Here is a 21,284-nt window from a genome sequence, read left to right on the forward strand (position 1 = left end):
GGTGCAGAAAAATCTGCACCGTTTTTTTATGGCATCAAAGCTGACAAGGCAGAATGACGTGCATGCAAGAAAGCGCTTAATAAAGCAGGATAGTCTTCACTGACAGCAGTCCGTACTGAAGTCCGTGCCTGCAGAGTTCGCCGCCATGCTTGTAGTTTGGAAAGGCCAGTAAAAAATCCAAAATCTGCTATCTGCTCAAACACATCAAAATAGCGGAATACTGGTGCAAATGCGGCGTCTACTAGGCTGAAATTTTCACCTGAAAAATAAGGTCCGTCGCCCAGTTGCTTTTCCAGTTGTGCAAACTTAGTTTTTAGTTCTGCTACTTTGGCGTCCAGGATCTGCGCATCTGCGGCATTGTAAAAACCGCCTATGTTATTCAGGGTGGCTGAGGCAAATTCTATCCAGGCGCGGTGTTGCGCTCTTTCCAATGCAGCTTCCGGATGCAGGCGATGTGGCGTGGTTTCATCGAGGTATTCGCAAATGACTGCTGACTCAAAGATGGCTTGTCCATCTACCAGCAACACTGGCGTCTTGCCCAGTGGCGACACTTGCAGAAACCAGTCAGGCTTGTTCGCCAGGTCTATGTCTATGCGTTCAAACTCCAGACCTTTCTCGGCGAGGGTAATGGCCGCGCGTTGCACATAAGGGCAAAGCTTGTGGCTGACCAGGGTATATGTATTGCTCATGATTTACCCCTCTCTTATGTCAGTGAAAAGCGTGAACTACGACGCAAGGCAAAGGCACCATCACCAAGTAACCAGAGCGCGATTGAAGTCACGATCAGAAAAACCGGATATTCCCAGCCACCGTTAGGGCTGGTATGCACCCAGCCATTGCCAAAATGCACAGTAGCGGCAACCGCCATGATGGGCACCAGTGCCAGCGCAACCTGGCGGCTGTAGATGCCGAGTACCAGTGCCAGGCCGCCCAGTAATTCCAGCGCAAAAACGGGATAAGCGAGAAAGCCCGGATAACCTATGCTGGTAAAAAACTGCGCCGTACCGGGCAGGGTAAACACAAACAGTTTCAGCAAGGCGTGGGCTATCCACATGATGCCCAGGCTGAGGCGTAACAGGGTGATACCGTAGGCATTGCTGCCTTGGTCTGCAGATGAATTTGAATGAGTCATTTTGTTCTCCAAAAAGTAGTTGATGGAGCTACTATATGATTTCTCATTTGCAATGAAAATAGGCGGTAGAGCAAACTATGAATGCAAAAATACAATACAAACTAAATGCTGCTGACCTTGAAGTGGTGCTGGCGCTGGTGCGTACCGGCAAGCTGGCTGAGGCGGGAGAACGGCTGGCACTGGATGCATCTACCGTCTTTCGCAGCATACAAAAGCTGGAAAAAGGCCTGGGCCAGCGCCTGTTTGAACGTTCGCGCACAGGTTATCAGGCCAATGAGCTGGCGCAGGAACTGGCTGTGCATGCAGAGCAAATGGAAGCGCAGCTGGAAGCTGCCCGTTCAGCCATGCAAATGCAACCAGACCAGGTCGCCGGAGCCGTGCGCATCACAACTACAGATACCATACTGCATGGCTTGCTGGCACCTGTCTTGAAGCCTTTGCAATTGCTGCATCCCCTCTTGAGCCTGGACCTGCATGCGGGCAATGACTTGGCCAGTCTGACCAGGCGCGATGCCGACATTGCCATACGGGCAAGCAAGCGGCCACCGCAGCATTTGATAGGCAAGCATCTGGGCCCGATACGGGTGGCTTTGTACGCAGGCAAGACCAGCAAGATAAAACACTTTGATGCCGATGTCGCCCAGCGTCATCACTGGATAGCCCTTGATGATGCCTTGCCAGAACATCCTTCTGTCGTATGGCGCAAGAAACATTTCCCAAAGCTGCAGGCGACCTACAAGGTCAATAGCATACTCACCGTGGCAGAGCTGGTGGGGCAAGGCTTGGGCCTGGGTATCTTGCCGCTATTCCTCGCACAGGGGCGCAAAGATGTAGTGCAACTGAGCGATGTGCTGGATGAATGCCAGACTGAGTTATGGTTGCTAACGCATACCGAGGCCAGGCATTTGCGCCGGGTGTCGGCGGTGTATTCTTATCTGTCGCAAGAGATGGTATTGAAATGAAAAAAGCCGCTGTGAGTTTGATCACTCACAGCGGCTTTCTATCGGCAAGACAATATCAGGAAGGGATATTGAAGTCGGACAGTTTCTTGTTGAACTTGAACAGCCAGATGCGGTTAGGGCGTTCAGTGTCTGCACCACGGGCTACGCGCATGGTATTGCCTGCGGTACAGCCCAGTGCACCAGCCGTGGTCGTCATTGCGCCATTGGCATCTACCGTACACTTGGTCACATCTGCACCAACCACGATGGCACCTGTAGGATCAACAATCACAGTCTTCATGCCAAAATCATCGTCATTGGTCAGTGCCAGGGTGTTTTCATCGACCAGGGCCAGACCTTCGGCTTTTTCTGCCAGCCAGCCTGCATTGTTCAAATCAAACAACTGTGTTTTCTTGAGCAAGACTACATCGGCATAATTGACACCATTGACTGCCGCGCCTGTCATGCTGCTTTTTTCCAGGTCCGTGCTCATGTTGGCAATATCGGTCGCATTGCTAGGCACTTGCACCAGCATCAGCTTGTTGAAGGCCTTTCCGTTCGCATCTGTACCCTGTTCTATGACGATGAATTTGCCGTTACCCAGCGAGACCATATCACCCAGTTTGGCATTGCCGGTTTTGCCCGCGGTGTATTGCGTGCTGTCGATAGGGTAGGCATACAGCTTGGTTTTTTCTGTGGCCGGATCAAACTCTACCCAGCGGTTGAACTTGGCATAGTCCTTGATGCTTTCGCTGGTCGCTGCCGTTGCACCGGGCACGATGTAATTGGCCTTGCCATCATCGAGCGGGCTTTGGATAAATCCATTCAATTTGCCAGTGGCGATTTCCAGTGACAGACCTTCCATGCCACGGTTGGCGCGACGTTTCAACAAGACGGCTGGCAAGTCGCTTGCGCCTGTGCCTGGCTGGTATTTTTTCAGGATGACGCCGGTGGCAACATCAATCTTCAAAATGAATGGGCCGTATTCATCAGACACCCAGACTACACCGCGTGCTGCATCATAGACGATGGATTCAGTATCGAGGCCATAGTCGCTGAACGTGGTTTTGCTGCTGGCATCAAATTTGGCTGCATCATTCAAAGGCACTTCGGCAGAGGAACCGACCTTACCTGCCGCGATAGAAAGGCCAGATGCATTGATAGTGGCGCTGAACTTGATAGGCGTGCTGGATTTCAGCACAGCGCCATCCTTGCCTATACTGATCAGGCCAAAGGACGGCGTGAAGCTGGGGGATGGGAAGAATTTGGCATCGCTGGTACCAGTGGCGCCAGGCGTCACTACCGAGTTAGGTACTTTGGGGCCATCGCCGTTAGGACCACGATCGGTGATGCCATAAAATTCCAGCGAGCCATCAGCCGCCTTGCCCTTGAAGGTCAGGCCAGAACCATACGATGGCAAGAAACCTTTCGGGAATTCTGCCTTGACGGCGGCATTCGTGCCTTCATACGGTACGAAGAAATTATCAGCAGCCTGTATCTGATAACGCGTGACGGCAGCGCTGACCGTGCCCAGTGCATTGGTTTGCGTGACAGTATCAACGACAGGTGTGCCCAGTTTGGATGCCATGGTGTCTTCAAAATGTTCGCGTACCAGGGTGCGGCGGTCTGCATCCACGGTGAGCTTTTGGTAATTCGCTGGCAGCTTGGCCAAAGTTGCCGTCAGTGCTGTATTGAAGTTGGCAGCAGTGGCATTGAAATCCAGCGTCTGACCAGCGAGCGCAGTCTTTACTGTAGCAGGTATTTTGATACCTGTAGCAACATCATTGTCTTCATCCAGCAATTGCAGGAATAGCAGGCGGTTGACGACGCTGTCATCCTTGACGTTGCTGGAATTAGCCAGCGTCAATGGTGTAATGGTTGTAGCGCAAGGAGCAGAGCCGATACCTATGCCACCCACAGAAAACGCAACAGTGTCGCCCACATTGCAGCTAAAACCGCCAGTGGCAGATGTGTTTTGCTTGGTGCCGCCAGCAACAGAATATTCAAGGCCATCAACTGCGGCATCCAGGAATATGCCATTGACTGGTGTAGGCGTGGCAGGTGTGGTGACGACAGTATTATTGCTGCTGCCACCGCAGGCGCTCAGCAGCATGGCGGCAGCCAGGCTACTGAGTATCAGGTTCTTGTTACTTTGCATCATTTGACAGGACCTCTTGAATAGATAAATTTGCGTTAAAATTCTTGCCCGCGAATTTACTACCGGCATGTGACGCAGCAATGACACTAGTGGACTGTAACAGTGGAATCGAGAGTGAAGGACGTGTGCCCGGCGCATCAGGGCAAGGCAAGGGTGGAACAAATGAACACAGCGATAGCGGGACTATCGCGAGCATTTGCAACGCAGCCATGATCGTCGCGCACATGGCAGGCACTCCGATTTCCACTGTTACAGTCCACTACCGACAATGCCTGTCGTAATGCGAAGGTCACAATTGGCTTTTATAGTGTGCCCACACAAAATCCATGGAGTGCACATCATGATGAAATCTACGATACGTCGCGCAATATCTGGTCTGGCTTTGACATTGTTGCTGCCACTAGGCCAGGCAATTGCCGCCAGCAATATGGTGCCCGACTATGAAGTCAAGTTGCTGATGAACCCGAATGTGGTTCTCGATGCCGATCACAAACTCAAGGGTACGGTACTAAGCACCTTCAGCATGCCAACATCTGTGACCAAGATGAATGTCTTGTTCATGGATACCAATGCCAAAGATATCTACGGCAATACCTGGATAGCGCGAATACGCAAGACCGAAGGTGAAAGTGAGTTCGAGCTGACCTACAAGAAACGCTATGCCATAGACAATGGCAATATCACCGAAGCCCTGTATCGCGCCAATGCCGAGGGTTTTGACTCTACAGAAAAGAATTATGAAGCCCAGGTTGAATGGGGCTATCAAAAGAAAACGTTGAGTATTTCCAACAGCAAGAAAGACAGCAAATCCGGTTACAGTGGCGTGGACTTGCCATCTGCCAGCGATGCCCGCAGCCTGCTCAAAAAGAATATCCCCGGCAAGATGGACAACTGGCTGTATAGCGGCTGGGGCAAATCCATGCTCGACAGTTCGCGCAAGTATGGCCCGATACTGGCCAAGCGCTCAGTCGGCACCTGGAGCGGCCTCAAGCTGTACATCGAAGTCTGGCCTATTTTGAACCAGGCTGGTACAGGTACTGACTACATCGTCGAAGCCTCTTTCAAGACCACGAGTGAAGCAACAGCATCAGCCAAGCATGATGAATTGCAGGCTTACCTGATTTCGCGTGGCTGGTTTGTGGCAGAAGATTCGCTGAAGACCCAGCTCATCATGGATCGGTACTAAGGACTTACACAAAATTGTCCCAGCAAGGCTAACCCTTTAGGTAAGCTCTCTTGCAAGAGAGCTTCGTTAAATTGGCAGACAACGTGTTGTCTGAAACCCCAAAACACCGTAGCGACGAAGACAGTACTTTAGTACCGGGTTTTACTAAATGCGGGAGCTGCAACGCAGCTGGGGCGGTTTTGTGTAAATCCGCTAAGAATCTTTAAGGCCTTGCCAGCGTGGCGTCAGTTCATGCGGCAAGGCAAACATATCGAGTACGCGACCCAGCGTGTGATCGACCATCTCTTCTATGCTTTGCGGACGGTGGTAAAAACCAGGCAGAGGCGGGAAGATGATGCCGCCCATTTCTGTGACGGCTGTCATATTGCGCAAGTGCGCGAGGTTGAACGGTGTTTCGCGCACCATCAGGACCAGGCGGCGGCGTTCCTTCAAGACCACATCGGCAGCGCGGGTGATGAGATTGTCGGACAGCCCATGTGCCACGGCTGCCAGGGTTTTCATCGAGCAGGGCGCGATGACCATGCCGTCTGACAAAAACGAACCGCTGGCGATACTGGCGCCGACATCGCGCACATTGTGGACAACATCGGCCAGGGCTTCTACATCCTTGCGCTTCAAGTCCATTTCCTGGTGCAAGTTCAGCACACCTGCTTCTGAAATCAGCAAATGACTTTCTACGCCAGAAATATTGCGCAAGACTTGCAGCAGCCGCACACCATAGATGGCACCTGTTGCACCGGTAATGGCAACAATCAGGCGCTTGGGGGCTGCGGCTTCAGTCATGCCTTGCTTAGTCTTTCAGCAAAGTCTGCAATTCACCGCTGTCAAACATTTCATTCATGATGTCGGAACCACCAACGAATTCGCCTTTGACATACAACTGAGGTACGGTAGGCCAGTTGGAAAAATCCTTGATGCCCTGGCGTACTTCCGGGTCTTCCAGCACATTCACGGTGACCATGTTTTGCACACCGCAAGTCTTCAACAATTGTATTGCACGGCCAGAAAAGCCGCATTGCGGGAATTGGGCAGTACCCTTCATGAATAACACTACAGGGTTTGCAGTAACAGTTTCTTTGATCCAGCTTTGTACATCGCTCATGGCTATCTTCCAGTAATTATTACGAATACCGTCATTATAGTAGAAAGCACACTGCAGTGTCGGTTAGCTCAGGTCAGGTAAGTGAAGGTAAATTAATTTGCGGTTTCTGGTGCGATAATCTATTAGTGTTACATTAAGACCTTAGAGCAATAGCCTAGAGCCGATAAATCGGCCATGTCTCAGGAGACCCGTATGCAAATGCGTGACACTGGAATTTCCTCCGGGCAAGTTAAGCCTGGCCCTGGCATAAGTTCTGCTTCATCAGCCCGCATGATGATAGAACAGGCACATGAACGCTCCGCCGCCTATGGCTTGCCGCGCACGGCTACGCCAGACTATGACCCCCTGGGCAAGACTGATCTCAAGACCCTGCTCGAGCAAAACCGGGTCTTGCATCAGCATGCCTTGCCGGTCATGGAAAACCTGTATGAGCAAATAATTAACACGCACAATATGGTCATCCTGACCGATGTGAATGGGCTCATTATCCATACGCTTGGCGATGCTGATTTTCTGGAAAAGGCCGACAGGGTGGCACTGAGTCCCGGTGTCGTCTGGTCTGAGCGCAGCAAAGGCACGAATGCCATAGGCACGGCCATTGCCGAAAAAACACCTACCATCGTCCATGCAGACCAGCATTATCTCGAAGCCAACAATTTTCTGACTTGCTCAGCCGCACCTATTTTTGATGTCATGGGCAATGTCATCGGTGTGCTGGATGTGACGGGGGACCAGCATAATTTCCACAAGCACACCATGGCCCTGGTGCGCATGTCGGCGCAGATGATCGAAAACCAGTTGTTTGCCTCTTCTTTTCAGGATGCAATCAAACTCAGTTTTCACAGCCGCCCGGAATTTTTGGGCACCCTGATGGAAGGTATCGCCTGTTTCGACAATGATGGCCGTTTTTTATCTGCCAGCCGTAGTGGCTTGTTTCAGCTGGGTTTGCCACTGTCTGCCTTGCAGACGCATACCTTCAGTTCCTTGTTTGGTTTGCCTGTATCAGCTTTGCATGAACACTACCGCACCGCGACACCGGGTTTGCTGACGCTGTGCCTGCATAATGGTGTGCGGGTGTATGCCAAAAGCCAGAGTCTCAAACGTCAGTCAACTGGAGCCAGACATGTGCTGGACAATGCACGTGAACCGCAAGCGGCAGAAGTCAAACCCAAGCTATCCAGCCTGCATTATCTGGATACCGGCGACCAGCAACTTGCCCGCGCCATCGATAAACTCAAACGTGTTATAGGTCGTGATATCTCAATACTGGTGACGGGTGAGACGGGTACCGGCAAGGAATTGCTGGCCCAGGCAGTACACAATGATTCACCACGTAAATCCAGCCCCTTTGTTGCCGTGAATTGTGCATCGATACCAGAGACCCTGATTGAATCAGAACTGTTCGGCTATGAAGATGGCGCTTTCACTGGCGCACGCAAGAAAGGCAATATAGGCAAGATCTTGCAGGCCAATGGCGGTACGCTTTTTCTAGATGAAATCGGTGACATGCCCCTCAATCTGCAAGCCCGTTTGCTGCGGGTCTTGCAGGAGCGTATGGTGACACCACTGGGTAGCAGCAAATCCATCCCGGTCAACCTCGCCCTGATCTGCGCCACCAACCGCAACCTGCGCGAGATGATAGGTAAAGGCGAATTCCGTGATGACCTGTATTACCGTCTGAATGGCCTGGTAGTGCGTTTGCCGCCCTTGCGTGAACGCACGGACCTCGATGTTGTTATTGCTAAAGTCCTGGCGACAGAAAGCGAAGGCAGGCAATACAGGATAGCACCTGCAGTCATGCAGTTATTTCATGCTCATGGCTGGCCGGGGAACTTCCGCCAATTGACGAATCTCTTGCGCACCGCCATTGTCATGACGGATGCGGATATGGAAATCCGTCTCGAACATTTGCCTGAGGATTTTCTGGAAGATATGGATGCGGCACTCAAGCCTGCTACCATAGCCTTGAGTCAAATGCCATCCAGTCTTGATGCGCTGGAAATGGATGCCATACAACAAGCCTTGCAGCAACATCAGGGCAACGTTACTGCTGCGGCCAAAGCGCTAGGTGTATCGCGCAATACAATTTACCGCAAGCTGGCCGCTTTGAAAAGTGACTGATCAAGCCTGCGGGCCGTGCAAAACCGCAGTACCCAGTAAATCATTTTCTTCATCCGTAAACAGGCGTGAACGTGTCAAAAAGCGTTTGCCAGTGCCATTGTCGAGTGAAAACATGCCACCCATGCCATTGACAACATCAATGATCAGTTGCGTGTGCCGCCAGTACTCAAACTGATCGCTGCCCATATAAAACGGCGTGCCATCCAGATCACCCAGATACACATCGGCATCGCCTATGCCGTATTCATTCCTGGCATAACAAAGCGGTGAACTGCCATCACAACAACCGCCAGACTGGAAAAATAATAGCGGGCCGTATTTGGTTTGCAGCACGCTGATAAATTCGAGTGCTGCAGGTGTGGCAGTGACGCGGGCAGGTGTGTTGGTCATTTTGTTTGTATCGGTTGTTTATGCTTAAGACCGAAAAGCTCACCACAGAGGCACAGAGACACAGAGAAAAAACAGGAGAAGATCCACGTCTGTTTTGCAATGTCTCTATGGGCCAGTAGATGAATGAAGCATAAAGAGGAGAAGCAAGTTTTGGTCTCTCAGTTTCTCTCTTGCCTTTCTCTGTGGTGCAGCAGGGAATTCAAGTAGCATGCTACTTGCCTGCGGAACGAAGGCGGCATGCAGGCCGCCTTTCCTTCCTCCGTGTCTCTGTGTTGAGAGGTCCTAAATGTCAATCAAAAGAACCCCATCGCATTCGGGTTATAGCTTACCAGCAGGTTTTTAGTTTGCTGATAATGATCCAGCATCATCTTGTGATTCTCGCGTCCTATGCCGGATTGTTTGTAACCACCAAATGCTGCATGCGCTGGATACAGATGGTAGCAATTGGTCCAGACGCGGCCAGCTTCAATGGCGCGGCCAACGCGGAATGCGCGGGAACCGTCGCGTGTCCACAAGCCAGCACCCAAGCCATACAGGGTGTCGTTAGCGATAGCTATCGCGTCTTCTTCATCCTTGAAGGTAGTCACGGACACCACAGGTCCAAAGATTTCTTCCTGGAAGATGCGCATCTTGTTGTGACCCTGGAAGATGGTCGGTTTGACGTAGTAACCCTTGGCCAGATCGCCATCCAGCATATTTCTTTCGCCGCCTATCAAGAGCTGGGCGCCTTCCTGTTTGCCTATGTCCAGGTAAGAGAGAATTTTTTCCAGCTGTTCCTGCGAAGCCTGGGCACCTATCATGGTGGTGCTGTCGAGCGGGTTGCCCTGCTTGATGGCGGCGACGCGCTTGATGGCCCTGGCCATGAACTGGTCATAGATAGATTCCTGTATCAGCACGCGTGAAGGGCAGGTGCAGACTTCACCCTGGTTCAGTGCAAACATGGCAAAGCCTTCCAGGCATTTGTCGAAGAAGGCATCATCTTTTTCCATGACATCGGCAAAGAAGATATTCGGTGATTTGCCACCCAGCTCCAAAGTCACAGGGATCAGGTTTTGCGAGGCATATTGCATGATCAGACGGCCAGTGCCGGTTTCACCGGTAAACGCAATCTTGGCGATACGCTTGCTCGATGCCAGTGGCTTGCCAGCTTCCAGACCAAAGCCATTGACGACATTGAATACGCCGGGCGGTAACAGGTCCTTGATCAAATCAACCAATACCATGATGGAGGCTGGTGTTTGCTCTGCCGGTTTCATGACTATGCAATTGCCTGCGGCCAGGGCTGGGGCCATTTTCCATACTGCCATCAGGATAGGGAAGTTCCATGGAATGATCTGACCGACGACGCCCAGTGGTTCATGAAAATGATAGGCATAAGTCTGGTCATCGATCTCTGAAACCGAGCCTTCCTGCGCACGTATGCAACCGGCAAAATAACGGAAGTGATCAATCGCCAGCGGGATATCTGCCGCCATGGTTTCGCGTATGGGTTTGCCGTTGTCTATAGTCTCTGCAGTCGCCAGCAGACTCAGGTTGGCTTCCATGCGGTCAGCGATCTTGTTGAGAATATTGGCACGGTCGGCTGGTGAAGTTTTGCCCCAGGCCACTTTGGCAGCATGGGCAGCATCAAGTGCCAGCTCCACATCTTCAGCCGTTGAGCGTGCCACTTCACAAAAAGCCTGGCCGATGACAGGACTGATATTCTCGAAATATTCACCCTTGACCGGGGCCACAAATTTACCGCCTATAAAATTATCGTAGCGCTTGGCGAAAGGATTGCTGATACCGAGTTTGCTGATGTCTGCCATGTTCATGATGGGGTCTCCGTTGTTTATTAGATGGTGCGCATTAGCTGCGACACGGGGATAACAACGCAAACGGCGTGCCATGCCGGGAATGTTTTCCTGGCGGAAAAATACAGCAGGTGCAGACGGAGATGGATCAGGTGCAGAGGGGAATCTGTTGCTGATGGAATTGCAGAGATAGAGGGGTGGTAAATCCAGGTGTCACATTATTTCGCAACTCTGATCAGACTGTCACAATTTGGGACAGTGGAGTAACTCCTTCCCCTTCAAGGGGAAGGATGGGATGGGGATGGGTTTCTTTAGAAAAACAAATTATTCAATGATCAACCGAACCCCATCCCCACCCTAACCCTCCCCTTGAAGGGGGGGGAATTTTTCTACTACTTACCCACGCAATTTCGCAAACGCCGCTGCCATCGCATTACCAGCAGGTGCTGGTGCCTGGGCTTGTGAGCGGTGTTGATTGAGGCGTTTGGCATCATTACGGTCACCGCGTTGTTCAGGCTTGCTGCCTGCCACAGGTGCAGCATCTGTCAAACGCATGGTCAGGGCGATACGCTGGCGTTTGACATCGACTTCCAGCACTTTCACCTTGACGACCTGGCCAGCCTTGACGACCGTATGCGGGTCTTTGACAAAAGTGTTGGACAGAGCAGAGATATGTACCAGGCCATCCTGATGCACACCAATATCAACGAAAGCACCAAAGGCGGCAACGTTGGTGACCACGCCTTCCAAAATCATGTCGGGGCGCAAATCCTTGATTTCTTCCACGCCATCCTTGAAGGTAGCGGTAGTGAATTCTGGACGTGGGTCACGGCCTGGTTTTTCCAGTTCACCGATGATGTCGGTGATAGTCGGTACACCAAATTTTTCATCGGCGTATTTGGCTGGATTCAGTGATTTCAATAAACCAGCATCACCGATGACACCCTTCACATCCTTCTTGATATCCGCCAGGATTTTTTCTACCAACGGATAAGATTCAGGATGGACTGCAGAGGCGTCGAGGGGGTTGCTGCCGTTCATGATGCGCAAGAAACCGGCTGCCTGCTCGAAGGTCTTGTCACCCAGGCGCGGTACAGAGCGCAAGTCGGAACGTGAATTAAACATGCCCTTGGCATCGCGGAAATTGACGATGCTTTGCGCCACGCTGGACGACAGGCCGGACACACGTGCCAGCAAAGGTGCAGAAGCCGTATTCACATCGACACCAACCGCATTCACGCAATCTTCAACCACTGCATCGAGTGAGCGCGCCAGTTGTGACTGGCTGACGTCATGCTGGTATTGGCCTACACCGATGGATTTAGGATCTATCTTCACCAGCTCAGCTAGGGGATCTTGCAGGCGGCGTGCAATCGATACCGCACCACGGATGGACACATCCAGGTCAGGCAATTCTTTGGATGCAAATTCAGAGGCAGAATACACCGATGCACCAGCTTCAGACACAACGATCTTGGTCAGCTTGAGTTCAGGCTTGAGCTTGATCAAATCGCCTGCCAGCTTGTCGGTTTCACGCGAAGCCGTGCCATTGCCGATAGAGATCAGCGAAACATTATGCTTGGCCGCCAGTTGCGCCAATACATGTAGCGAACCATCCCAGTCATTGCGCGGTTGATGCGGGTAGATAGTCGCATATTCCACCACTTTGCCGGTCGCATCCACGATCGCTACCTTGACGCCGGTACGCAGACCAGGATCAAGACCCATGGTGGCGCGTGGGCCAGCGGGCGCAGCCAGCAGCAGGGCTTTCAGGTTGCGGGCAAATACATTGATCGCTTCGATTTCTGCAGTTTCGCGCAGCTTGCCCATCAGCTCGGTATCGAGATGCATGAAGACTTTGACGCGCCAGGCCCAGCGCACAGTATCCACCAGCCATTTATCGGCAGGGCGGTCTTTCTGGCTCACGCCAAAGCGGGCGGCGATACGGCTTTCGCATGGGTTCAGCGGCGCATCCCATTTAGGTTTTTCTTCTTCGCTGTCGAGACGCAGGGTCACGGTCAGCATTTCTTCGCGGCGGCCACGGAACAGGGCCAGGGCGCGGTGGGAAGGGATAGTGCCCAGGGTTTCGGAATAATCGAAATAATCGGCAAATTTTTCACCGGCTTCTTCTTTGCCGGCAACGACCTTGGATTCCACGATGCCATGGTCATTCAGGTATTCACGCAGGGCTTGCAACAGGGTCGCGTCTTCGGCAAAGCGTTCCATCAGGATCTGGCGTGCGCCATCAAGGGCCGCTTTGGCATCCGGCACACCGGGGTTGTCGCCATTATCGGTGGTGAAGGCTGGCTTCAGGTAATTCGCGGCTTCAGTATCCGGGTTCAGCATCGGGTCGGCCAGCAAGGCATCTGCCAGAGGCAGCAAACCAGCTTCAACGGCGATCTGGGCCTTGGTGCGGCGTTTGGGTTTGTAGGGCAGGTACAAATCTTCGAGACGGGTCTTGTCTTCGGCATGGGTGATGGCGTCCAGCAGTACTGGTGTCATCTTGCCCTGTTCTTCTATCGAGGCAATGATGGCAGTGCGGCGGTCTTCGAGCTCGCGCAGGTAGCGCAGGCGCTCTTCCAGCAGGCGCAACTGGATATCATCCAGGCCACCGGTCACTTCTTTACGGTAACGGGCGATAAACGGGACCGTTGCACCTTCGTCCAGCAAGGCAACAGCAGCAGCAACCTGAACCGGCTTGGCAACCAGTTCTACGGCAAGTCTTTGTTCAATCGAAGGCAACATAAATCCAGAATCCAGACATAAAAAAAGCAATCAAGGCGCAGATGATACGCAATTTGTGACTTTGCGCCAGTCTTGACAGCAGGCGCAGACTAGGCTTAGTTCTGCCCAATTTTCATTTCTGCCAGTCACAAATTGAAATCGCGGGCAAGAAAATAACAAAACTGTCCCGTATTCCGGGGCAGTTTACCTCGCTCTTGTCGACTGAGCTTGTTGTTTCAGCAAGCCATAGACCAAATATCGGCGCTTGCCGCATGGGAAGCGGGTGCGGCAGTCGCGATTACCTGTACCGGTCCGGCACCCGTCAGGCCTGTAATGCCATCGGCTGTCAGCACGAAGGCATGTGTTTCATAGGTTCTGGTATTCATGGCAGAGCCAACTATCCAGCCCTTGTCATTGATATCAAGGGCGTTTGCCAGTGTCCAGCCGGCGTCGCGCTGAGACTGGTCGAGGAATTGATTCAAATCGACGGGCGCACTGTCAGGTGTATTCCAGAGCAAAGCATGGAATTGGCCGTTGGCGCTGATCTCTGAACCGACTACCTGATTTTTATTATTGATGGCACTTGCATAACAAAAAGATCCCGCAGCGCTTTGCATGATGGTTTCTTTTTGATTGTTCCACAGTACAGGATGTGCGTACATCTCGTCGTCGAGGATATATCCTACGACCATGCCACTGTCATTGATGCTGTCGGCGGCACCATGATGCGTTGGCGATAAATTGATGATATTGCCATCTTTCCAGATGACAGGATGGGTATAGTCGCTGGGTTCTGCACCAGAAGCCCAGCCAGCTATCACGCCATCATTATTGATGGCTAATGCATTACTGTCCGTGCCGCCCAGGGTGCCGAGATCAATCACTCCTTTGTCATTCCAGAGGGTGGCGTGATGTGCATCCCATGAATTGCCGGTAAAGCTGTTGCCAACCACCACACCTTTGTCATTGATGGCATTGGCACTACTCTTGTACAGGCCATTGCTTAGTGATGCCAGGTAATTTGTCTTGCCGTCTTGCCAGATGGTGGCGGTTGTCTGGAAACTGCCATTCACTTCTTTCAGTGAAGAGCCAACGATGGCAGACAAGTTATTGATCCCGTAAGCATGGCTCTCGACATCTGCCAGCAAGCTGGTTTTGGGGACGTAATATGAATTGTCCCAAAGTACTGCATAAGTAGTCTGGACACCATATTTAGATGAGCTATGTGAGTTGCCAGATTCATTTTTTGTATCGCTGCCTATCATCTGGCCAGCATCGTTGATGGCGTTGGCAAAACTATACTGGCCACCAAATGTACTCAGGTCTGCATAAGTGTAGACGGGTTTTTGAAAACTGATTTTGTTTAAGGACATTAAGGACTTTAAGGACATGCAACAGGCTCCAATGTTGTTGTGATCAATCTAGCTTTTTTCAGGGGGACGCACGAAAACCTGACCAGGCAATACGTATCAAGGCAGCAGTTTTCGCAAGTCTTGTTGGTTAATTGGTATGATGGGAGAAAACTTTGGCCTATCCCAAATACCTGATTGCTTTGACAATGTTGCTATTGTATTATTTCTTGCTTTTAAACATTATTTTTATTTCAAGATGACTATCTCTACCAAATCCATTTTGAGGGGCCTGTTCCCTGTTATTGCTATTAGCGCGCTGTGCATGTCCAATGCCATGGCTATCGAAGATTGTGAATTAAACAAAGAGCAGGTCAATCCTGCCAACGGTAATACAACTGCGGGTAAAACCGGCATCATGAAATGTGTGGACAGGAATACTGGCAAGCTGGTACGCGAGCAGGAATTGCGCGCAGGTGTTTTCATGGGGCTGGTGCGTTATTACAAGGACGGTGTTTTGTTCAAGGAACACAGCGTCAATGAGCGTGGCAATACCGATGGTCGTGCGCGTGAATTTGCGCCGAATGGACAAGTGCTGCGTGAAGAAAACAATGTCAATGGCAGTACCCGCGGCCTGGTGCGCGAATGGTATCCCAATGGCGCAGCTAAGCGGATCTCTTTTATTGGTGAAAATCCGAAGGAAAAAGCCACCATCAAATATACGCAGGACAAACAATTAAGTGCAATTGAATGTGGTGACAAAGCTTTGCTGGCACCCCATGCGAATGATGCAGCCCTGTGCGGTTTCAATGGCAAACCGTCCAAGGTACAACTGTTTGCAGAAGGCGGGCGCTTGCGCAGCCAGTTCACCTTTCTTGCAGGTGAGATTCAGCAAGCCACGCATTACTACGACAACGGCAAGCCTGAAACAGTAGACGAAGTTGGTACAAAACAAAAGACGCGTAAACAATATTTTGACACGGGTGTATTGTTTAAAGAGACTGCGTGGAACGTCACAGAAAAACCCGCTGCGATTGAGCGTGAAGTTGAATATCACGAGACTGGCCCCAAAGTGCGCGAGCAGTTGTATGCCTTCGTTGAAAAAGAGGGCCGTCGCCAGAATCGTTTGATATCCGATGCCAGTTTTTACCTGAATGGACAGCCCAAGCGTAGCGAGAAATTCTCTGTTGAAGGCAAGGACGACGTCAAGGAAGTACGCAATTATTTTGATAACGGCAGGATGTCCAGTCTTGAGCGCTATGTCTATGAAGGCCGCTACCGCGAACGCCCGATTGGTGTGCACCAGAGCTTTGCACAAAACGGCGCGCTGGTGCGCGAATCTCATTACGATGAGCGTGGCCGCATACAGCGCGAGCGTAGCTGGGATGAAAACGGAAAACTGCTCGCCGATGATCAGGTCTATGAAGATGGATCGCGCAAGGCATTTTCAAAATAATGCTTTCGAATTGGCATCTATAAATCCTATGTCATGCTGAAATTTTTTGCAGGCTACTGGCGCGCAGTTTATACGTTAGAACATTTCATGACATTGACTGTCATCGCGCTCTGCGGTCTGTTGTCTGCCTGCAGCGTGGCAGACTTGCAGCGTGAGCGGGTGGCAGTAAATCTGCATCAATTTAAATTCAGCGATGGCGGCCACGCGATTTATTTTGACATGGATAGAAAGCCCTGGCAGCAAAGAGATGAAGAGCAGCCACTGGCGAATGTGGTCTTTGTGATTTCTGGTTCAGATTGTGTCAGCATGGGGCCGTTTTTGCCCCAGTATTTTTCTGGGCTGGAAGGGGAATCTGGCCGCACGCGGGTTTTCATCATGCACAAGCGCCACATCTTGCCGGGCTCTAATGGTACTGCTTGCGGCGAAGCCTACAAGCGTGCTGATCATCCTTCACGCTGGCAGGCTGATCAACTGGAATTTATACGCGCGCAAATGGCGGGCCTGCAAGCGCAAGGAAATATGCCGCAACGCCTGGTCATCATGGGTATTTCCGAAGGGGCAGAACTGGCCCCCATACTGGCGCAGCATTTACCTGCAACGCACCTGGTTTTACTGTCGCATGCTGGGATGAATGCACTAGATGTGTATGCCGCGCTGGCGAAGCAAAATCCCGCGATGCTGCCGGCCTGGCAGCAATTACAGGCAGGCTTGAGTGCTACGCCGGCAGATCAAGATACAGCGCGCATGCATGGCCGTAGTTGGCGTTACTGGTCAGAGATAGCTGCCATTCCACAAACGGCCAATTTGCTTGCTTTGAACATGCCGATACTGCTGGCCGTTGGAGATGCTGATCCGGTTATTCCTGACGATGCAATTGCCCATTTACGGCAGCAGTTTCAAGCTGCAGGAAAAGCCATCGACATACGGCGTTTTCCCGACGCTGGCCACGGCCTCAGCACAAAGGACAGAAACTATTTGCCTGATTTCATGCATCAGATAGACCTTTGGTTGTTGGAGCATAAGGTGGAAAATAAGTAGTTGGTAAGTAGTTGGTAAGTAGGTAATAAGTAGGTGATGAGAAAGTAATGAATAAATAGTGAATAACTGGGAAACAAGCAGGAAAATAAGCAGTGATATGAATTACCGTTAATGCACAGCAATTCATATCGAAACAGTATTCTATTTCCTCTATTTCATTACAACTAGTTACAAGAACTTCGGTTTCGTAGCAGTTAAAGCTATGACAAAAATGCAAAGCCTTACTATACTTATCGTCTATGCGTACGTGTGGATATTTCCATGCGTGCGTTTTGCATTTCACCCTACACTAGCTCTTTATAATGATAACTATGCGCCTAAAAGCCTTTACCCTGACACCTGTTGTTGCCGCACTTGTGCTGACGGGCTGCGTGACTACGCCTAAGCATGACAGCAAAGTTGCTGCCTCACTTTCCGTTGCAAGATCTGGCCAGATTGATGAAGCAATCAGACAGGTAGAAGCGCAAACACAAGGCAATAACAAAACTGACTTGCTATTGAATCTGGAAAAAGGCGAATTGATGCGCGTAGGCAAGCGCTATAAAGACAGCCTGGACGCTTTTGACGTGGCGGACGCCAAAGTAAAAATTTGGGAAGAAACTGCCAAATCATCGCCGCAAAAACTCATGGGCCAGATCGGTGCCACCATCATGGGTGATGCCAGCCGCGACTATGAAGGCCAGGACTATGAAAAAGTCATGCTGACCACACGCATGGCGATGGACAGGCTGAACCTTGGTGATCTCGATACCGCCCGCGTTGATATCAAACGCACGCATGAGCGTGAAGCCGTAATTGCTGAATTCCGTTCCAAGGAAACAGCAGAAGCAGAAAAAGAAGCCAAGGACAAGGGTGTCAGTTCTACCGGCAAGGAGCTCAATGGCTACCCGGTAGAAACCCTGAACGACCCTGAGGTGCTGAAGCTGAAAAACGGTTATCAGAATGCTCTAAGCCACTACCTGGCAGGTTTTGTTTATGAAGCCCTGAATGAGCCTGGCCTGGCTGCACCTGGCTATCGCAAGGCAATTGAATTGCGCCCCGACCTGCCGGTGCTCGAAGATGGCCTGAAAGGCCTGGATCAGCGTACCAGTTTTCGCCGCAAGAAAGGCGTGACGGATGTACTGTTCATTATTGAGGCTGGTAATTCACCGGCACGCCAATCCAAGAAAATCGCTTTCCCTGTGCCTACTGGCCGTGGTCTGGTGACTATCTCGTTCGCTTTCCCTGTAATTTATCCTGACCCGAATGCACCTATCATCAACAGTATCCGTGTCGGCAATCAAATGCTGCCTACCGCTCTGGTAACTGACTTCAACGTCATGGCACGTAAGGCCTTGAAAGATGAATTGCCAGGTATTTATACCCGTGCTGCGGTGCGCGCCATTACCAAGGGCCTGGTACAGGACCAGGTAAATAAAAACTTTGGTGCACTCGCTGGACTGGCCGCCAATCTGGCGGTTGCCGTAACTGAGAGCCCGGCAGATGACCGTATGTGGCGCAGTTTGCCAGACCGCGTGTTTGTCGCTCGTGCATTTTTGCCTCCAGGCGATTATGATCTGAATTTTGGTAATCGCGGAGAGTCGAGCAAGATCACGGTTGATGGCCGCTACATGGTAGTTCCTGTGCGTGTTTACCAGGACAAAACTTACCTCGGCGACCTGGCAAAATTTGGTAGCGTGACACCTGTAGCACAATTGCAGGAAGAGCCGGAAGCCAAGGCAGTCGACGCCAAGCCTTCAGGCAAGGCAAAACCGGCAGTCAAAAAACCGGTAGCGAAATCCACCACAGTGACAAGTACGACCAGCACTACCAGCACCAAATCCAACTGATATAGAGGATAGAAGAGGATATATGAAACTGATTTCCAAACAATTTGCTGCATGCACGGCTTTGCTGGCTGCCTGCTTCGTCACCCCTGTCATGGCCCAGGATATCCCGAACGCATCTTCGCCCGGTATTGCTGCCAAACTGATGGTGCGTGGCACGCTCGAAGGTGTGCAGGTGACTGACCTGCGTTCACAACGCAAGAATGATGTCATGGTCGTGCAGGCTGAGATGGTCAACCTGACCAACCGCGATGTCCGCGTGTATTACCGTTTCCGCTGGACTGATGCAGCAGGCATGCAGGTAGGTGACGGCGAAGTCTGGAAACCATTGATGATACTGGGCCAGCAAAGCCAGTTCGTCAAAGGCACGGCTTATGGTCCGCAAGCAACGGATTTCAGGATAGAGCTCAGCGCAGAACCACGCTAATCACCTATAGTGAAATAGTGAACAGTAACAAGATTATCTTTACGGAGTACATATGAAACGCATTTCCTCACTGTCCAAAAGCTGCGCGCTCGTCGTCTTGCTTGGCCTCTCACTGACTGCCTGTCAGACCAGGTTGTCCCAGCCTACTGTCAGCCTGGCACGCCAGGTTAGTTATGGCGACAACAAGGCGGTAGAAACTGTCACCAATGAGTTTGGTTCTACTGATCTGCAAATGATTGCAGAAAAAATGGTCGGTTCCCTGCTCGAAGACCCGGTACTGGCAAATCGCCCGACCATGACTTTGGCTGGCGTACGCAACAAGACCAGCGAATACATCGATACCAAATCCATCATGAACAGTATTCAGACTGCATTGGTGAAAAGCCGCAAGGTGAAATTCACCCGTAGCGCTGATGAAATGCAGCAAGGCGTCGATGAGTTGCAACGTCAAAATCAAAGCGGCTTGTATAAAGCCCAGGGTAAGGCAAAAATCGGCAATATGGCTGCTGCCAAATACTCCCTGGAAGGCGAGATTGTTTCCATCGTCAAGCAAAATGCCAATACCAAAGACGTGTTCTACAAAATGACTTTGAAATTGTATGACGTCGAAGAAGGCTCCATCGAATGGCAAGACGAAAAAGAAATTCGTAAAACTTCCAAGCGCTAATCTCAGGCTTTACTCTGAAGCGCAATTCTGAAGCGCTATTCATTCAAAGAGGCAATACGATGTTGAATCTGAAAAAACTGATGGCAGGCCTGTTCTGCTCTGTAGCGGCATTTTCTGCCGTTGCCGCTGAACAAAGAATGACCATCCCAAAAATTGCGGTGACTGACCTGACCTATGAAGAAAAAGTCAGTGAATATTTCCGTGTGGTTTCTGCTTCCAGTAAGAGCAGTGTCAAGGGCAGCTATAGTGAACGTGAAACCGATCACAGCTATTCCCAGCGTGGCAATGTAAACGCCAAGAGCGAAAGCAATTACTACGAAGCCGAAGGTTTCTATACCTACATCGATCGTGGTGAATTGAAGACTTACACTGCTGACCTCAAAGGTGCCCTGATCAAGGGTGGTGGTGTTTCTCTGGTTCAGGCTCGCCCTTATGTTGGCAAGCCCATGGAAAAAATCTATGACATCATAGGCCGTATCAAGCAGGGCATGTACCCGGGCGCTGATTATGTCTTGTTTGGTACTGTCAGCAATATCCAGTTCCGCCAGGAGAGTAACCAGCTGCAATACGGTAACTCTATGACAGCCAGCCTGTCGCTGGACCTGGTTGCTGACTTTAGCCTCATCAATACCAAGACTTATGAAGTCAAGGCAGCTTTCAGCGCCAGCGGTTCTGGTGTCGATACCAAGATAATCAGCCGTGCTGGTGACCGTGTAGTCTTCAGCCGTGGTAAGGTCATGCAAGAGACTTCCCGCAGCCTGGCTGACGCCGCCTATGATGAATTGCTGGTACAGTTCGGCGCACCTCGCGGTGCCAACCGTGGCCAGTATGGCCGTGTGCAAAATGGTCAACCTGTTGTGCCTGTGCAAAATACTGAGCCGGTCACTGTGTATAAATAATCTTGTGGCAGTTCAATAGTAAAAAAGCCTGGTGTTCACCAGGCTTTTTGCTTTTTGAAATACATCGGTAACTGA

At 51.1% G+C, this 21,284-nt stretch carries 18 protein-coding genes; 9 read left to right on the plus strand and 9 right to left on the minus strand.

The genetic code is table 11. The features are described 5' to 3' along the window. Positions 1–26 precede the first annotated feature (26 nt). Together ACO0LI_RS07070 and ACO0LI_RS07075 are read right to left on the minus strand one after the other, a co-directional pair. Positions 27–689 (minus strand): glutathione S-transferase family protein, encoded by a 663-nt coding sequence (locus ACO0LI_RS07070; RefSeq protein WP_423031890.1) that lies wholly within the window; start codon positions 687–689, stop codon positions 27–29. 14 nt (positions 690–703) lie between these two features. After that, positions 704–1,132, minus strand: a complete 429-nt coding sequence (locus ACO0LI_RS07075; protein WP_423031892.1) for a DoxX family protein — start codon at positions 1,130–1,132, stop codon at positions 704–706. A 77-nt stretch (positions 1,133–1,209) separates the two neighbouring features. Between ACO0LI_RS07075 and ACO0LI_RS07080 the strand changes: the two genes are divergently transcribed. Then, positions 1,210–2,094 (plus strand): LysR family transcriptional regulator, encoded by an 885-nt coding sequence (locus tag ACO0LI_RS07080; RefSeq protein WP_423031894.1) that lies wholly within the window; start codon positions 1,210–1,212, stop codon positions 2,092–2,094. 55 nt (positions 2,095–2,149) lie between these two features. On the opposite strand, the gene ACO0LI_RS07085 is transcribed toward ACO0LI_RS07080, so the two are convergent. Next, complete coding sequence (locus tag ACO0LI_RS07085; RefSeq protein WP_423031896.1) at positions 2,150–4,234, minus strand: esterase-like activity of phytase family protein; 2,085 nt, start codon at positions 4,232–4,234, stop codon at positions 2,150–2,152. A 337-nt stretch (positions 4,235–4,571) separates the two neighbouring features. Between ACO0LI_RS07085 and ACO0LI_RS07090 the strand changes: the two genes are divergently transcribed. Continuing rightward, on the plus strand, positions 4,572–5,417 hold the full coding sequence (locus tag ACO0LI_RS07090; RefSeq protein ID WP_423031898.1) for a hypothetical protein: 846 nt from the start codon (positions 4,572–4,574) through the stop codon (positions 5,415–5,417). Between the two features lie 192 nt (positions 5,418–5,609). Here ACO0LI_RS07090 and ACO0LI_RS07095 read toward each other — a convergent pair whose 3' ends face one another. Next, positions 5,610–6,200, minus strand: coding sequence for a UbiX family flavin prenyltransferase (locus ACO0LI_RS07095; RefSeq protein ID WP_422950348.1), 591 nt, complete (start codon positions 6,198–6,200; stop codon positions 5,610–5,612). Positions 6,201–6,207: 7 nt separating this feature from the next. Then, a complete protein-coding gene (gene grxD, locus ACO0LI_RS07100) occupies positions 6,208–6,519 on the minus strand; it encodes a Grx4 family monothiol glutaredoxin (protein WP_422950349.1) in 312 nt (103 codons plus the stop codon). A 273-nt stretch (positions 6,520–6,792) separates the two neighbouring features. Here grxD and ACO0LI_RS07105 point away from each other — a divergent pair, with 273 nt between their 5' ends. After that, a complete protein-coding gene (locus ACO0LI_RS07105) occupies positions 6,793–8,640 on the plus strand; it encodes a sigma-54-dependent Fis family transcriptional regulator (protein WP_423031955.1) in 1,848 nt (615 codons plus the stop codon). On the opposite strand, the gene ACO0LI_RS07110 is transcribed toward ACO0LI_RS07105, so the two are convergent. From ACO0LI_RS07110 to ACO0LI_RS07125, 4 genes are all read right to left on the minus strand, one after another. Continuing rightward, a complete protein-coding gene (locus ACO0LI_RS07110; protein ID WP_422950350.1) occupies positions 8,641–9,030 on the minus strand; it encodes a DUF779 domain-containing protein in 390 nt (129 codons plus the stop codon). 293 nt (positions 9,031–9,323) lie between these two features. Continuing rightward, entirely contained in the window at positions 9,324–10,844 is a 1,521-nt protein-coding gene (gene adh / locus ACO0LI_RS07115) for an aldehyde dehydrogenase (RefSeq protein WP_423031900.1), read from the minus strand. Positions 10,845–11,219: 375 nt separating this feature from the next. Next, entirely contained in the window at positions 11,220–13,568 is a 2,349-nt protein-coding gene (locus ACO0LI_RS07120; RefSeq protein ID WP_423031902.1) for a Tex family protein, read from the minus strand. A gap of 215 nt (positions 13,569–13,783) precedes the next feature. Beyond that, on the minus strand, positions 13,784–14,920 hold the full coding sequence (locus ACO0LI_RS07125; protein ID WP_423031904.1) for a hypothetical protein: 1,137 nt from the start codon (positions 14,918–14,920) through the stop codon (positions 13,784–13,786). A 235-nt stretch (positions 14,921–15,155) separates the two neighbouring features. On the opposite strand from ACO0LI_RS07125, the gene ACO0LI_RS07130 reads away from it, so the two are divergent. The 6 genes from ACO0LI_RS07130 (at position 15,156) to ACO0LI_RS07155 (ending at position 21,209) form a co-directional block, all read left to right on the plus strand. Next, positions 15,156–16,352, plus strand: coding sequence for a hypothetical protein (locus tag ACO0LI_RS07130; RefSeq protein ID WP_423031906.1), 1,197 nt, complete (start codon positions 15,156–15,158; stop codon positions 16,350–16,352). Between the two features lie 87 nt (positions 16,353–16,439). Continuing rightward, positions 16,440–17,390 (plus strand): alpha/beta hydrolase family protein, encoded by a 951-nt coding sequence (locus ACO0LI_RS07135; RefSeq protein ID WP_423031908.1) that lies wholly within the window; start codon positions 16,440–16,442, stop codon positions 17,388–17,390. 311 nt (positions 17,391–17,701) lie between these two features. Further along, entirely contained in the window at positions 17,702–19,219 is a 1,518-nt protein-coding gene (locus ACO0LI_RS07140; RefSeq protein WP_423031910.1) for a COG3014 family protein, read from the plus strand. Positions 19,220–19,241: 22 nt separating this feature from the next. Continuing rightward, on the plus strand, positions 19,242–19,643 hold the full coding sequence (locus ACO0LI_RS07145) for a YcfL family protein (RefSeq protein ID WP_162043465.1): 402 nt from the start codon (positions 19,242–19,244) through the stop codon (positions 19,641–19,643). A 52-nt stretch (positions 19,644–19,695) separates the two neighbouring features. After that, positions 19,696–20,310, plus strand: coding sequence for a penicillin-binding protein activator LpoB (gene lpoB, locus ACO0LI_RS07150; RefSeq protein WP_422954371.1), 615 nt, complete (start codon positions 19,696–19,698; stop codon positions 20,308–20,310). A 59-nt stretch (positions 20,311–20,369) separates the two neighbouring features. Then, positions 20,370–21,209, plus strand: a complete 840-nt coding sequence (locus ACO0LI_RS07155; protein ID WP_422954372.1) for a hypothetical protein — start codon at positions 20,370–20,372, stop codon at positions 21,207–21,209. Positions 21,210–21,284 lie beyond the last annotated feature (75 nt).

Origin of the sequence: Undibacterium sp. Tian12W (genome assembly GCF_049339405.1) — a bacterium.
GTDB lineage: Bacteria > Pseudomonadota > Gammaproteobacteria > Burkholderiales > Burkholderiaceae_D > Undibacterium.

Coding starts and splice junctions, on each gene's coding strand:
- lpoB (WP_422954371.1), top strand. CDS start 19,696: ATGAAACGCATTTCCTCACTGTCCAAAAGCTGCGCGCTCGTCGTCTTG.
- grxD (WP_422950349.1), bottom strand. CDS start 6,519: ATGAGCGATGTACAAAGCTGGATCAAAGAAACTGTTACTGCAAACCCT.
- ACO0LI_RS07095 (WP_422950348.1), bottom strand. CDS start 6,200: ATGACTGAAGCCGCAGCCCCCAAGCGCCTGATTGTTGCCATTACCGGT.
- ACO0LI_RS07135 (WP_423031908.1), top strand. CDS start 16,440: ATGACATTGACTGTCATCGCGCTCTGCGGTCTGTTGTCTGCCTGCAGC.
- adh (WP_423031900.1), bottom strand. CDS start 10,844: ATGAACATGGCAGACATCAGCAAACTCGGTATCAGCAATCCTTTCGCC.
- ACO0LI_RS07090 (WP_423031898.1), top strand. CDS start 4,572: ATGATGAAATCTACGATACGTCGCGCAATATCTGGTCTGGCTTTGACA.
- ACO0LI_RS07105 (WP_423031955.1), top strand. CDS start 6,793: ATGATAGAACAGGCACATGAACGCTCCGCCGCCTATGGCTTGCCGCGC.
- ACO0LI_RS07085 (WP_423031896.1), bottom strand. CDS start 4,234: ATGATGCAAAGTAACAAGAACCTGATACTCAGTAGCCTGGCTGCCGCC.
- ACO0LI_RS07070 (WP_423031890.1), bottom strand. CDS start 689: ATGAGCAATACATATACCCTGGTCAGCCACAAGCTTTGCCCTTATGTG.
- ACO0LI_RS07120 (WP_423031902.1), bottom strand. CDS start 13,568: ATGTTGCCTTCGATTGAACAAAGACTTGCCGTAGAACTGGTTGCCAAG.
- ACO0LI_RS07140 (WP_423031910.1), top strand. CDS start 17,702: ATGCGCCTAAAAGCCTTTACCCTGACACCTGTTGTTGCCGCACTTGTG.
- ACO0LI_RS07110 (WP_422950350.1), bottom strand. CDS start 9,030: ATGACCAACACACCTGCCCGCGTCACTGCCACACCTGCAGCACTCGAA.
- ACO0LI_RS07080 (WP_423031894.1), top strand. CDS start 1,210: ATGAATGCAAAAATACAATACAAACTAAATGCTGCTGACCTTGAAGTG.
- ACO0LI_RS07075 (WP_423031892.1), bottom strand. CDS start 1,132: ATGACTCATTCAAATTCATCTGCAGACCAAGGCAGCAATGCCTACGGT.
- ACO0LI_RS07130 (WP_423031906.1), top strand. CDS start 15,156: ATGACTATCTCTACCAAATCCATTTTGAGGGGCCTGTTCCCTGTTATT.
- ACO0LI_RS07145 (WP_162043465.1), top strand. CDS start 19,242: ATGAAACTGATTTCCAAACAATTTGCTGCATGCACGGCTTTGCTGGCT.
- ACO0LI_RS07155 (WP_422954372.1), top strand. CDS start 20,370: ATGTTGAATCTGAAAAAACTGATGGCAGGCCTGTTCTGCTCTGTAGCG.
- ACO0LI_RS07125 (WP_423031904.1), bottom strand. CDS start 14,920: ATGTCCTTAAACAAAATCAGTTTTCAAAAACCCGTCTACACTTATGCA.